At 71.2% G+C, this 13,413-nt stretch carries 12 protein-coding genes; 9 read left to right on the forward strand and 3 right to left on the reverse strand.

Annotation, left to right across the window (positions count from 1 at the left end; genetic code table 11):
* The first annotated feature begins 19 nt into the window (after nt 1-19).
* The 6 genes from mqnC (at nt 20) to AB4K12_RS25765 (ending at nt 7,716) form a co-directional block, all read left to right on the forward strand.
* Nucleotides 20-1,228, forward strand: coding sequence for a cyclic dehypoxanthinyl futalosine synthase (gene mqnC / locus AB4K12_RS25740; protein ID WP_086573312.1), 1,209 nt, complete (start codon nt 20-22; stop codon nt 1,226-1,228).
* 10 nt (nt 1,229-1,238) lie between these two features.
* A complete protein-coding gene (locus AB4K12_RS25745) occupies nt 1,239-1,799 on the forward strand; it encodes a hypothetical protein (RefSeq protein WP_368436587.1) in 561 nt (186 codons plus the stop codon).
* A 97-nt stretch (nt 1,800-1,896) separates the two neighbouring features.
* On the forward strand, nt 1,897-2,511 hold the full coding sequence (locus AB4K12_RS25750; protein ID WP_368436589.1) for a Uma2 family endonuclease: 615 nt from the start codon (nt 1,897-1,899) through the stop codon (nt 2,509-2,511).
* 367 nt (nt 2,512-2,878) lie between these two features.
* A complete protein-coding gene (locus AB4K12_RS25755; RefSeq protein ID WP_368436591.1) occupies nt 2,879-3,577 on the forward strand; it encodes a demethylmenaquinone methyltransferase in 699 nt (232 codons plus the stop codon).
* 222 nt (nt 3,578-3,799) lie between these two features.
* Nucleotides 3,800-6,352: a zinc ribbon domain-containing protein gene (locus AB4K12_RS25760; RefSeq protein WP_368436593.1), complete on the forward strand. Its 2,553-nt coding sequence runs from the start codon at nt 3,800-3,802 to the stop codon at nt 6,350-6,352.
* Between the two features lie 77 nt (nt 6,353-6,429).
* A complete protein-coding gene (locus AB4K12_RS25765) occupies nt 6,430-7,716 on the forward strand; it encodes a geranylgeranyl reductase family protein (protein ID WP_086573118.1) in 1,287 nt (428 codons plus the stop codon).
* Between the two features lie 91 nt (nt 7,717-7,807).
* Here the strand turns inward: AB4K12_RS25765 and AB4K12_RS25770 are convergent, their stop codons facing one another.
* On the reverse strand, nt 7,808-8,365 hold the full coding sequence (locus tag AB4K12_RS25770) for a hypothetical protein (protein WP_368436594.1): 558 nt from the start codon (nt 8,363-8,365) through the stop codon (nt 7,808-7,810).
* A 132-nt stretch (nt 8,366-8,497) separates the two neighbouring features.
* Here AB4K12_RS25770 and AB4K12_RS25775 point away from each other — a divergent pair, with 132 nt between their 5' ends.
* Nucleotides 8,498-9,025 carry a PadR family transcriptional regulator gene (locus AB4K12_RS25775; RefSeq protein ID WP_368436596.1) on the forward strand — a complete coding sequence of 176 codons (528 nt, stop codon included), beginning with the start codon at nt 8,498-8,500 and terminating at the stop codon, nt 9,023-9,025.
* A 168-nt stretch (nt 9,026-9,193) separates the two neighbouring features.
* Entirely contained in the window at nt 9,194-9,901 is a 708-nt protein-coding gene (locus AB4K12_RS25780) for a hypothetical protein (protein WP_368436597.1), read from the forward strand.
* 145 nt (nt 9,902-10,046) lie between these two features.
* On the opposite strand, the gene AB4K12_RS25785 is transcribed toward AB4K12_RS25780, so the two are convergent.
* Nucleotides 10,047-10,205, reverse strand: a complete 159-nt coding sequence (locus tag AB4K12_RS25785; protein ID WP_179199022.1) for a hypothetical protein — start codon at nt 10,203-10,205, stop codon at nt 10,047-10,049.
* 87 nt (nt 10,206-10,292) lie between these two features.
* Between AB4K12_RS25785 and AB4K12_RS25790 the strand changes: the two genes are divergently transcribed.
* Nucleotides 10,293-11,621, forward strand: a complete 1,329-nt coding sequence (locus tag AB4K12_RS25790; RefSeq protein ID WP_368436598.1) for a hypothetical protein — start codon at nt 10,293-10,295, stop codon at nt 11,619-11,621.
* Nucleotides 11,622-11,902: 281 nt separating this feature from the next.
* On the opposite strand, the gene AB4K12_RS25795 is transcribed toward AB4K12_RS25790, so the two are convergent.
* Nucleotides 11,903-12,733 (reverse strand): C40 family peptidase, encoded by an 831-nt coding sequence (locus tag AB4K12_RS25795; protein ID WP_368436600.1) that lies wholly within the window; start codon nt 12,731-12,733, stop codon nt 11,903-11,905.
* Nucleotides 12,734-13,413 lie beyond the last annotated feature (680 nt).

Raw genomic sequence — 13,413 nt, forward strand, 5'->3', positions numbered from 1 at the left:
CCCTCCGAAGGGACGCCCGGTGACCGACGCCGACCTCAAGTCCTTTGATGTCACAGCCGTCCTCGACCGCGCCGCGGCCGGTGGCCGGATCACCCCGGAGGAGGCGCTCGAGCTCTACCGCTCCGCGCCGCTGCACGCCCTGGGGCAGGCGGCCGACGCCGTGCGCCGCCGGCGCTACGCGGGCACCGAGCACATCGCGACGTACATCATCGAGCGCAACATCAACTACACGAACGCATGCGTCACCGCGTGCAAGTTCTGCGCCTTCTTCGCCCCGCCGAAGAGCGAGAAGGTCTGGACCCGCCCGATGGACGACATCCTGCGCCGCTGCGCGGAGACCGTCGAGCTCGGCGGCACCCAGATCATGTTCCAGGGCGGTCACCACCCCGACTACGGCGTGGAGTACTACGAGGAGCACTTCTCGGCGATCAAGAAGGAGTTCCCGCAGCTCGTCATCCACTCCCTCGGCGCCTCCGAGATCGACCACATGGCGCGCATCTCCGGCGTCAGCGCCGAGGAGGCCATCCGCCGCATCCACGCCGCCGGCCTCGACTCCTTCGCGGGCGCCGGCGCCGAGCTGCTGCCGGAGCGGCCGCGCAAGGCCATCGCGCCGCTGAAGGAGTCCGGCGAGCGCTGGCTGGAGATCATGGAGCTCGCCCACAACCTGGGCGTCGAGTCGACCTCCACCATGCTGATGGGCACCGGCGAGACCAACGCCGAGCGCATCGAGCACCTGCGGATGATCCGGGACGTGCAGGACCGTACGGGCGGCTTCCGCGCCTTCATCCCGTACACCTACCAGCCGCAGAACAACGTGCTGAAGGGCCGGACGCAGGCCACCGTCTTCGAGTACCTGCGGATGATCGCCGTCGCCCGGCTGTTCCTCGACAACGTCGCCCACATCCAGGGCTCGTGGCTGACCGTCGGCAAGGAGGCGGGCCAGCTCTCGCTGCACTACGGCGCGGACGACCTGGGCTCGGTGATGCTGGAGGAGAACGTCGTCTCCTCGGCCGGCGCCAAGCACCGCTCCAACCGCATGGAGCTCATCGACCTCATCCGCAAGGCCGGCCGCGTCCCGGCGCAGCGCGCCACGACGTACGAGCACCTCCTCGTCCACGACGACCCGGCGAACGACCCCGTCGACGACCGCGTCGTCTCGCACCTGTCCTCGACGGCGATCGAGGGCGGCACCGCGCACCCCGAGCTGAAGATCGTCCAGGCGAGCTGACGCGCGGACGATGTCCACGGTCCACCGCGTCCGCGCGGTCCGGCTCACGGAGGACGGCGAGCTCCTCGAGGCGCCCGGCGGCTACGCCGTCGCCGTCTCCGGGAGCCTGATCGCCGCCATCGGCCCGTACGAGCGGGTGCGCGCGGAAGCCGGCGCGCACGCGCGCGTGCGCGAGTGGGACGGCGTCCTCGCGCCGGGCCGCCACGAGCCGCACGCCGCCGCGTACCTGGAGGCCGCGTACCACCCCGACCCCCGCGAGGCCGACGTCCTGGGCACCGAGCCCCTGGCGGGAGCCGCGCTCGCCGCGCTGGAGATGACGGACACCCGCTGGGGCGGCAGCGCCCGGCGCGGCGTCCAGCGCCTCCTGGCGGTGGGCACGACCAGTCTGTCCGGCCCGTTCGTCCGGGCCTCGGTCCGCACCGCCGTCGAACGCTCCGGCATCCGCGTGCTGCCCGGCCCGCGGCCGGCGGCGCTGACGGTGTCCGCACCCGCCGACTTCGCGGTGTTCGCCGCCGACGGCACCGCGCTGGTGACCGTCCTCGACGGGCGGCTGGTGTACCGGCGCCGCTGAGGGCGGCCGGGGCGGCGTGGAAACCCGTTCATCACTTCGGGCGACGCTACCGTCGTATATGGGACCGCGATCCGCACCCGCGTCCACACTCGCGTCCATGGGAGCAGTCATGACTACTGGTCGCCCGCAGCAGGTCACGCTGGACAACTGGATGGTCCCGCCTGCCGAGGGCTGGACGTTCGACCAGGTGAAGGACCTTGATCTGCCCTTCGACTGGGAACTCGTGGATGGAGCGATTGTGCCCCGTGGGCAGACGAAGCTATGGCACGACAACGTACGTGACGAGCTGCGTCACCATCTGCGACTCGCCGCCCCTGCCGCGTACCGGGTCAATGTCGAGCGCTGCGTCATGTTCGACGACAACAATGTGAACAAGCCCGACGTGGTCGTCTTCGAGAAAACGGATCTCGATCTCCTGACCGTGGAGTGCACTCCTGCCGACAAGGTGAAGCTGGCGGTGGAAGTGGTTTCGCCCGGCTCCCGGAGCGAGGACCGCGTCCGCAAGCCTGAGCGTTTCGCCCGGGCAGGGGTGCCGTACTACTGGCGTATCGAGCTGGAAAAGGATCAGCGCCTCGCGGTCCATGAGTTCTGGCTGCCAGTCGAGTCGAGGTCGTACATCCCAGCGCCCATGCACCCGGTGCATCAGGAGAAGCTGGTGACCGAGGTGCCGTTCCCCGTTGAGATCGACCTGACCGCTTTGCTGGCGTCTTGAACGGGCCGGGTCTGTGAGGCTCGGCCCGTCAGTGATCCGTAAGGACGGCGTCCGCGCACGTCAGGGCCTCATCAAGGGGAGCCCTTACGGCCGTTTTCGCCCGGCAGGATGAACGGCGCGGGGGCGGCCGCCGAGAGCGGCCTCCCGGAGCGGATGTGGAGGGCCCGCCGTCAGGCCGGGCCGTTGAGGACGCGCACCGCCGGTCGAGGAAGCCTGGTTGCCGAGGGGGCGACGGGGCGGAGGGGCCGGTGGTCCCGTGGGCGTGGGGGTCCACCGGAACGCGCAACCGCACCGCGAGGCCGTCCGTCCTTCCCGGGCGAGCCGTCCCCGTCCAAGAGCGCCGGGGCCCGTGGTGAACAATGGGCACGTGACCCGAGCATCCCTGGACAAGCAGCCGCATGAAGTCGCCGCGATGTTCGACGACGTGGCGGCGAAGTACGACCTGACCAACGACGTCATCTCGCTCGGCCAGGCCCGGCTGTGGCGCAAGGCCGTGGCGCAGGCGGTCGCCGCCCGCCCGGGGCAGAAGGTCCTCGACCTCGCCGCCGGCACGGGCACGTCCTCGCTGCCCTTCGTCGCCGACGGCGCGTACGTCGTACCGTGCGACTTCTCCCTCGGCATGCTGCGCGAGGGCAAGAAGCGCAACCCCTGGCTGCCGCTGACCGCCGGCGACGCCACGAAGCTGCCCTTCGCGGACGACGTCTTCGACGCCGTCACCATCTCCTTCGGGCTGCGCAACGTCCAGGAGACCGACACCGCGCTGCGCGAGCTGCTGCGGGTGACCAAGCCCGGCGGGCGCGTGGTGATCTGCGAGTTCAGCCAGCCCACCTGGGCGCCGTTCCGCACCGTCTACACCGAGTACCTGATGCGCGCCCTGCCGCCGATCGCCCGCACGGTCTGCAGCAACCCGGACGCGTACGTCTACCTCGCCGAGTCGGTCCGCGAATGGCCCGACCAGCCCGCGCTCGCCGCGCGGCTGCAGAGCGCCGGCTGGTCGGATGTCGCGTGGCGCAATCTGACCGGTGGCATCGTCGCGCTGCACCGTGGGTTCAAGCCGGCGAGCTGACCCGAAAGCGGAGCAAAGGCCGCGAAAAGGCGGCGGACGAGGGGCGAACGGGCGCCGGAACATGGCGGGAATCCCCACATGGTCCCGCAGATAGTCCCGCATAGCGGACTTGCGGTGCGTGTCGACGTTTGTCATGGGCAGGCTGCGCCGGATCGGTACGATCATGATCGGCCAACTCCGGCCACACCCTTACCGCCCCCCGCCCGAGCCTCGGAGCGCCCTATGCCGTCGTTCTGTCCCGCCTGTGGTTCCGCGTTCGTGCCGGACGCGCGCTTCTGCATGAAATGCGGGAAGGAGCGCCCGGAGGGCGACACGGCGGCCGGGGCCGCCCCGTCGGCCGTGGCCACGGCACCGGCCCCGGCGGCGGTCCCCGCCCAGGCCCCGGCGGCACCCGCCGCGCCCCCGATGCCGGCGACCGTGCCGCCCCCGGCCGCACCCCCGTCGGCCGCGCCCCGGCCCGGGCAACCGCCCTTCCCCGGCGCCCCGCCCGGGTACGCCCCCCACCCGCAACCCTCCCGCGCCGGCCTGTTCCTGAGCCGCACCTTCGCCGGCGACTGGGTGGGCGCGCTCAAGGTGACCGTGTGGCCCACGGCGCTGCTGCTCTTCCTCGCGACCGTGATCGCGGCGCCGTCCGCCGACGCCTACGAAGCCGCCGAGTTCGGCAACTTCTCCGACCGCTTCCAGGTCGTCCTCGCGCTGCTCCTGCAGGGCCTCGGCGCCACGCTCGAGGTCGAGATGCGCAGCGGCGGACTGCTGTCGATGTTCATCCGGGGCAGCGGCTCGGTCTCCGTATGGCCGCTGACCATCACGCTCCTGTGGGCCTTCATGGTGGCCCTCGGCGCCAAGCGGCTGCGCGACGCCCGCCCGGCCGGTGCCGGCGGCGGCGCCGAGGCGGCGGTGCGGGTCGCGCTGCTGTGCGGCGTCGTGGTGCTGGTGCTGGGCCTGATCGGCCAGCCGGACGTGCCGGTCGTGGCGGTCTCCACCAACCCCGCCCTCGCCGCGCTGTTCTCGTGCGCGCTCGCGGGCGCGGTGAGCGGTGCGGTGCTCTGCCGCGACGCGCTGGCCGCCCGCCTGGGCCCCGACGCGCGGATGGCCGTACGGGCCTGGGGCACGGCCCTGCGCGCGCTCGGGCTGACGACTGGACTGTGCGCGATCGTCGCCTTCATCGTCGTCGCCTCCCACCAGGAGGACGCCGGCGACTGGGGCTGGCTGGTCATCCTGCCGCTCCTGGTCAACGCGGGCCTGGCGACGCTGGGCCTGTCCTGGGGCGCGGGCATCGAGGCCTCGTCCACCGAGAGCAGCCGCAACGAGGGCGGCACCCTCGGCCTCTCCGAACTCGGCGAGGCGGCGGGCGGTTGGGCGCAGGCCGGTGCCGTGCTGCTCGGCGTGGTGTGCGCGGTGCTGCTGGCGGTCCTGGTGGCGCGGCGCTCGGCGGACCGCCGCGAGCAGGTGCTGTCCGGGGTGTTCTTCCTGGCCGCGCTGTGGCTGCTGTCGCTGGTCTCCGGTGCGTCGATGGAGATGACGGCGGGGACGTCGCTGTCGTACCGCTCGCGCGGAGTCGAGGCGTCGGTCGCCACGAACGCGGGCGAGCTGCTGTTGTTCGGCCTGCTGTGGACGGCGGGGGCGGTGCTGCTGGCGACGCTGGTGATCCGCACGCCGGGCGGCGGGTTCGGCGGATTCGGCGGTCCGGGCGGTCCGGGCGGTCCGGGTGGCGGTGGCGGCGGTGGCGGTACGAAGGGCTTCACGCCCGCGCCGCCGATGCCGGGGTTCGCGCCGGAGGGTTCGACGACGGCGACGCCGGTGGTGCCGCCGCAGGCGCCTGCGTCTGCGCCGGCGCCCGTGGCTCCTGCGGCTCCGGCCACTCCGCCCGCTCCGGCTGCTCCTTCCACTCCCCCCACTCCTGCCGCGCCGCCGGCGCAGGCCCCGGCGCAGCAGCCTCCGGCAGCTCAGCCGCCCACGCCCCAGTGGACCCCTCCCGGCCCGCCTTCCGCTTCGTTCACTTCCTCCGCTCCGGCTGCTCCTTCCGCTCCTTCGGTTCCTTCCGCCCCGCGTCCGCGGATGGTCCGGCGGCCGCTCGTGTGGGTGGCGGCCGGCCTGGCGGCGTTCCTCGTGGGCGGGGTCGTGACCGGCGGGCTGATGCTGGTCCGCAAGGACGACGGCAAGCAGGACAGCGCGCGCAAGAACGACAAGCGCGTGGTCGTCACCCCCTCGGGCGGGGCGAGCGGGACGCCGTCGCCGGCCGCGCCGAGCACAGGACCCACGACCGGGCCCTCTCCCTCCGACGCTCCCTCGCCGCTGGCCTCCGGCTCGGCCTCCGTGCCCTCCGGCTACTCCATGGTCGAGGACCCGATGGGCTTCAAACTCGCGATCCCCGAGGGCTGGCAGCGCAAGGAGCAGGGCAGCTTCCAGACCGACTACGAGGCGAGCACGGGCGGCTCGTACGTCAGGGTCGGCCTGGTGCTCAAGAGCAAGCAGTCCTCCTACGACCACTTCCTGGAGCTGGAGAAGACGCTCCAGGAGAAGAACAGCACGTACAAGCGGGTCTCGCTGGAGTCCAACACCTTCCAGGGTCTTCCCGGCGCCCGCTGGGAGTTCACCTGGACCGAGCGGAACACCGGCAGGACGATGCACGCGATCGACCAGGCGTACGCGAACGAGGCGGGCACGGAGTACGCGATCTACTTCCAGGCGCGCGACGAGTACTGGTCGGGTTCGCGCAAGGTGTTCGACACGGCCGTCTCGACGTGGACGGTCATGCCGGTCGACTTCAACTGACCCCCGCAGGCCGGGCGGGGTCTCCCCCATAGACTGCAGGTGTTTCTCCAACCGACGAGTCTTCGGGAGTCCCCGCCGTGACCGAGTCCCCCTCCGAACACAGCGCTGATGTGATCGTCGTCGGGGCGGGCCCGGCCGGCTCCACGACCGCCTACTACCTGGCCAAGGCGGGGCTCGACGTCCTCCTGCTGGAGAAGACGGCCTTCCCGCGCGAGAAGGTGTGCGGCGACGGCCTCACCCCCCGCGCCACCAAGCAGCTGGTGGCGATGGGCATCGACATCTCCGAGGAAGCGGGCTGGCTGCGCAACAAGGGCCTGCGCATCATCGGCGGCGGCGTCCGCCTCGAGCTCGACTGGCCCGACCTCGCCTCGTACCCGGACTACGGACTCGTCCGCAAGCGCGACGACTTCGACGAGCAGCTCGCCCGCCAGGCGGTCAAGGCCGGCGCCCGGCTGTACGAGCGCTGCAACGTCGGCGCCCCCGTCATCGACGACCGCACGGGCCGGATCACCGGCGTCGAGGCGAAGCTGGGCGAGGAGAAGACCCCCGTCACCTTCCACGCGCCGCTCGTCGTGGCGGCCGACGGCAACTCCTCCCGGCTCTCGCTGGCCATGGGCCTGCACCGGCGCGAGGACCGCCCGATGGGCGTGGCCGTTCGCACATACTTCACCTCCCCGCGTCACGACGACGACTACCTCGAGTCCTGGCTGGAGCTGTGGGACCGCCGTGGCCCCGGCCCGGACCGGCTGCTGCCCGGCTACGGCTGGGTCTTCGGCATGGGCGACGGCACCAGCAACGTCGGCCTCGGCGTTCTCAACACCTCCGACTCCTTCAAGGAACTGGACTGGCGCGAGGTCCTCAAGGCGTGGTGCGCCTCGATGCCCGAGGACTGGGGCTACACCCCGGAGAACATGACGGGCCCGATCCGCGGCGCCGCCCTGCCCATGGCCTTCAACCGCCAGCCGCACTACACCCGCGGCCTGCTGCTCGTCGGTGATGCGGGCGGCCTGGTCAACCCCTTCAACGGCGAGGGCATCGCCTACGCGATGGAGTCCGGCCAGCTGGTCGCCGACGTCATCGTGCAGGCCCACGCCCGGGCCTCGTACGCCCAGCGGGAGCTGGCGCTGCAGCGCTACCCGAAGATCCTCAAGGACACGTACGGGGGCTACTACACCCTCGGCCGCGCCTTCGTGAAGCTCATCGGCAACCCCAAGGTCATGAAGATCGCGGCCGAACGCGGCCTGACCCACCCGCTGCTGATGAAGTTCACGCTGAAGATGCTGGCGAACCTCACGGACCCGACGGGCGGCGACGCCATGGACCGCATCATCAACGGCCTGTCGAAGGTGGCCCCGAAGTCCTGACGACGGGGTCCTGCCGACGGGGTCCTGACGATTCGGTTACGGGGGCCGGCCGCTTCTGCGGTCGGCCCCCGCGGCATGTCCGCCCCCGGGCTCAGTGGGCGGCCTTGGTGTGGCGGGCGCGGACACGGTCGGGGTAGCGAGCGGTGAAGGCGGCGGGGAGCGCGAATCCGGCGACCTGTATCGCCGTGGTCACTCCGCTGCCGAGGTGGTTGGCGTCGGCGACGGCGAGCGCGGCGGCGGCCAGGGTGAAAGCGGCTGCCCAGGCGGCGGTGATCGCGACGTTGATGTGGCGGAAGACCGGGGTGTTCCAGACCTCCGGCGGGGCCTGGCGCTTGGCTATGCCGGTGGTGAACGGGCGGCCGACGGCCAGCGTGGCCCAGGCGGTCAGGGCGAGCCAGCCCAGCGACATGGCGCCCCCGAAGTCCTGCAGCGCGCTGTGCGGGAGGGCGAAGGCCAGGGCGGTCAGCGCGGTGAAGAAGCCTGCCGTGCTGAACTCGAGTATCAGCGATTCCCCGGCGGTGCCCGCCGCGCGCTCCTTGATCAGCAGGGCGACGGCGGTGACGAGGCCCGCGGCGGCGCCCCACTGCCAGCCGGAGGAGGAGACGATCGCGAAGGCGATCCAGGGCAGAAAGCCGCGCAGGTAGTTCATCGGAAATCCCCTCGTCAGGTGGCCGTGGCCGGCCGTGTCGGCGCCGGCCCCCCGGCCGACGTTCCAACTATGACATGTCAGTTGTGGACTGTCCACCCTCGACATGTCTGTTATGGAGGGTAGAGTGGGGTCATGAGCCTGAGACACGCGATGCTGGGCCTGCTGGCGAACGAACCGGCCAGTGGATACGACCTGATGAAGGGGTTCGAGACCTCTCTGAGCAACGTCTGGCCGGCCACGCAGAGCCAGGTCTACGGCGAGCTGGCCAAGCTCGCGAAGGCCGGCCTGCTGGAGGTCTCGGCGGAAGGCCCCCGCGGCCGCAAGGAGTACGCCATCACGCCGGACGGCCGCATGGAGCTCCACCGCTGGCTCACCGAGCCCCAGCCCGACACGCCCCGCCGCAGCGACGCCCTGCTGCGGGTCTTCTTCCTCAATCACCTCACGCCCCTCGAGGCCATCACCTATCTCACGGGCGAGGCCGAGCGCGCCTCCCGGCAGCACGAGGCACTGACGGAGTTGGAGGGGCGGATCGACTGGGGCGACGACCCGCTGTCCGTGAACGGCCGTCTGGCCTTCGAATACGGCCTGCGCTTCACCGCCATGCGCGAGGAATGGGCCCGCTGGGCCGCCGAGGAGCTCGACAGGACCCGGGGGGAGTGAAGGGTGCGGTAGCGCCGCACCCCCGCCAACGCACGGCGAAACAGCCGACATTCACCCCTTCGAGTAATTTCCGCACGGTTTCGGCGTGTCTGCTTTGCGGAAATATCGAGGTAAGCCCGGTTCCGGTTGGGGTCGGAACGGCTACCACGTGGAGGGGATGTGGTCGTCATGCACGACGCGAGGAGACGTGCCCGACGGCTCGTCACCGTCGCGGCGGCAGCCCTGTTGCCGACCGTGGCCCTGCCGGTGACGCCCGCCCGCGCCGAGACCGCCTGCACGGTCAACGGCGTTCCGGCCTCCGGGCCGGCGGTCACCGGCACCGAGCTTGAGGACCTGATCGCCTGCCACGCCGTCGACGATGGGACCGTCGTCGACGCCCGAGGCGGGGACGACACGGTGATCCTCGACGGCGTCGTGAGCGGCCGGGTCCGCGCCGGCTTCGGCGACGACCGCGTCACGCTGGGCGTCACCGGCGTGGTGGAGCCGGGCGCGTTCATCGATGCCCAACGCGACGACGACGTCGTCGACATCGCCGGCGTCGTCCGCGGCGACGTCGGGGGCGGCGCCCAGAACGACGCCCTCACCGTCCGCGACACGGCCCGCATCGAGCCGGGCGGCGCGGTCTTCGGCGCCGCCGGCGACGACGTCCTCCGCGTGGAGACCGGCCCGAACGCCTACGCCGGCCGCGCCGACGGCGGCCCCGGCGCCGACCTCCTCGACCTCCGCACGACGCTGGCCCCCACCGGCCGCGCCCTCGGCGGCGACGGCAACGACTTCCTCCACGTCCACGTCGACCTCGGCGTGACGGACGGAGGCCCAGGCTTCGACGTCTGCCGCGTCGACGCGGGCAACCCGCCGATCGGCTGCGAGCTCTGACCTCCCGCCCGCACTCCGCCGGCTCTGAGCTTCCGCCCGCACTCCGCCCGCCGTGCGAACGCCCCCGCACGGCGGGCGGTTCCATGCCGGGCCAGGCCCTGGTCTCGCGGGTTCGAGCCGGGGGACGGCCGCGCCCAGTGACGGATCACGTGCGGCGGCGCCAGGTCGCGTACAGGCCCGACAGTGCGATGGCGACCGTCGCCAGAGACTCGGGCGGGACGCCCCGGCAAACGAGGACCGTTCCGGTGAGAAGTACGGAGAGGAAGACGATGAGGTCGTGAACTCGCCTATTGTCGTTGCTCATTCGTCCAGCGTGGGCGGTGGCGAGGGTGCTGCGGCAGTGGCAGCGGTGTTGCCGGGCTGTCGGCAGCAGTGGCAATCAGGGGGACCAGTGGGGGAGTTACAAGCATTTGGCGGTGGCCTGGCGCCCGAGTCGCGTGCCCTGGCCCAGGCGCTGCGTGACCTCTTCTCGGGTCTCGGCATCTCCGAGCGTCGCTACGCGGCCCGCCGCAGCTACGACTCCTCCACTATCTCCCGCTATCTGAGCGGACAGCGGCTTCCTCCTTGGGAGTTCGTCCTCCACCTGCTTCACGACGTCGCCGAGGAGCGCGGCACCGTACCGACCGTCGAGACGACGCGGATGCTGCGCGCCCGGCACATGGCGGCGCTGAAAGCCGGCAAGAGTCCGAGCCACAAGGTGCAGCTGCTGGAGCAGCAGTTGGCGTTGGCGGACCAGGAAGCGCGTCGCGTCTCCGCGCGGGAGCGGGTACTGGAGGACGCCCTGCGGGACCGCGAGCACCGCATCCGGGACTTGCAGCTGCAATTCCGCCAGCTTCAGGCCACATCGGAGCCGGCGATGACCGACGACGCGCCGGATGACGAGCGGGAACGGCTCCAGGACGAGATCCGTCAGCTGACGGAGGAGCTGGAGCGGACGCGGGAGCTGCACCGGCAGGCGGAGTCGCGGTGCGACCGGCTGGAGCGGCAGCTGGCCGAGTCGGAGCGCCGCACGGACCGCCCGGACGCGCTGGCCGCCCCCGGGTCCGGTGCGGCCGGGAGCGGGTCGGCGTCTCCCTTCGCGGGAACCGTCATCCACGGTGACGTGCACATGAACGCCGGGATCTGGAACGTCGACGAGTCGTTCGTCGACTCCGTCACCGTTCAGGTCGCCGGGGACGCCATCGGAAACGGGCTGCTCATCGACCCGGCGACCGTGGTGACCACGTGGCGGGCCATCTGGAGTTTCGACGGGCCGAGGCCCGAGAAGGTGCGCGTTTTCGACTTCTCTCGGCAGAAGGCTCTCGCCGCGCAGGTGGTCGAGTGGCTGCCTGCGGAACACGATGACGTAGCGGGCGGGACGCCCTTTCCCGCCCTGGTGGTGCTGCGGCTGGAATCACCCCGGGAACTCCCCGTCCCAGTGGTCGGACTCGGGGAGCAGCCGACCCCCGGAAGCCAGCTGATCATCAGCGGGAGAGGTGCGGAAGGCAAGGACTGGGAACCCTACTCCTGCCTGCTGGAGGTGAAGGGTCGCAGTGGAGCGGTCTTGCGCCTGGAGGGAGATTTCATCCGCGGGCTGCGAGGGGCTCCGGCTTTCCATACGGGCACGGGGCGGCTGGCGGGGCTGGTGAGCGGCTATTCGCGGCAGGAAAGGCGGGGCGCCCTCGTCCCCGCCGACGCCCTCCGCGGTCTCACCACCCTCGGTTACGGGCCCACCCCCTGATCCGCCCACACCCACGGCACTACCCGTCCGACCTGCGGCGTTTCGCCTCCCGCCCCATCGTTCATACGCCCGATTTCGACTCGGGCCGAAGGGGTTTGCGGGCTCCTTCGCCGGGTGCGCACACTCCAGGTACCGGCACGGGGGGTCCGGGTGCCCGGGGTAACGGGGGTGGGCACCCGGGCACGACAACCCGTCCGGACCATGCGGAAGGCCGCCGCTCCCGAGCGGGGAGAGCGGCGGCCTTCCGGATGAGGCGTGAAGCCCGGTGACGAGGGGGCGGGTCAGAGGACGCGCACGGCACCCGTCGGCGGGGAGTAGCTCAGGGGCTGCTCGACGACGCCCTTGTCCGGGTTCTGCGCGCCGATGAAATTGCCGCCACCCACGTATATGGCCACGTGGTAAGCGCTGCCCGCGGGGCCCCAGTAGAGGATGTCGCCGACCTGCAGGTTCGAGGTCGACACCTGGGTGCCGGCCGTCGACTGGTCCTGCGAGACGCGCGGCAGGTCGATGCCGATCTGGCTGTAGGCGGCCATGACCAGGCCGGAGCAGTCGTAGGCGTTCGGACCGGTGGAGCCCATGACGTAGGAGGCCTTGCCGGCCTTGCTGTACAGGAAGTCGACCAGGGTGGCCACGCTGCCCGTCGCGCTGGACTTCTTGGTGGACACGGAGGTGCCCGACTCGTCGGCGGACGCCGACTTGGTGCCCAGGGCAGAGCGCTCGCCGCCGCGGGAGGCACGTGCCTCGTCCGCCTCGGCCTTCTCCTTGACCTTGCGCTCCGCCTCGGCCTTGCGCTCGGCCTCGTCCTTGGCCTTCTTCGCGTCGGTCTTGGCGTTGTCGAGGGCCTCCTCCACCTGCGCGCGGACCTGGTAGTCGACGGCGGTCTGCTGGGTGGCGACCGCGCTCTGCGCGATGGACGTGGCGAGGTCCGCGTTGAACGCGGGCATCTCCATCGTCGCCTCGGTGGGCTTGTCGGCACTGGCGGAGGCGGAGCCCGCGCCGGCGACGGCCAGGGTGCTGAGGACGCCACCGGCCACACCCGTGCGGACGACCCAGGACTGGGACGCGGGGCGACGGGGCTTCCGGTGGCTGGTTATGTGCGCGTTCGGGGACATGGGACAAGGGACTATCAGTCCGCACTGGGTGAGTTCAAGGTAAGTGACCTGCGTCACATTTGGCGTGTACGCGTCCGAAATTCCCAACTTTGATCACGGGACGGTCACGACGCGAGGGAGGTCCGGGCGGCGGAACAGGCGCCTCAGCACGGCTTTTGGACTCCGGCGGCGCACGGTTGGCCTCTTATCACCTTTACAGCTCGCGCGTCGAGGCTACCCATCAGAACCGGTCGCCGAACCTCCCGTCGCGTGGCGGAACTCACGCAACGCGCGTCTCTGTGGAGGCTTGTGAAGCGGTATGAGGATCGGTCGCACGACGAGGATGAAACGGTCTGCCGGGAGCGGTGCGGGGGTGGTCCGGAAGGGCACCCGGGACGCGCGCTGACCGCCGTCGCCCCAGCGGGTTGCGCGCGCCTATCAGTTGACAATCGATCATGTCAATTTGCGTGCAGGCGGCACTTCTTGATAGTGGCTCACCGCCCCCGACCAGCACTTCGCCCTCCGGATGTCACCCTTGGTCACCGCTCGACCGCTTCGCGTATGAAGATCGCCGATCATCCGACTTGATGATCGTTCGTCAGGTGGTGGAGATCACAAACGTGGTCGTGTACGCCGTGTCGCAGATCACAGACCAGCGGGCATAGGATGCAGTCGACCCGGGCTTGTGAACTGCCTCACAT

The organism is Streptomyces sp. C36 (assembly GCF_040932295.1).
Taxonomy (GTDB): domain Bacteria; phylum Actinomycetota; class Actinomycetes; order Streptomycetales; family Streptomycetaceae; genus Streptomyces; species Streptomyces triculaminicus.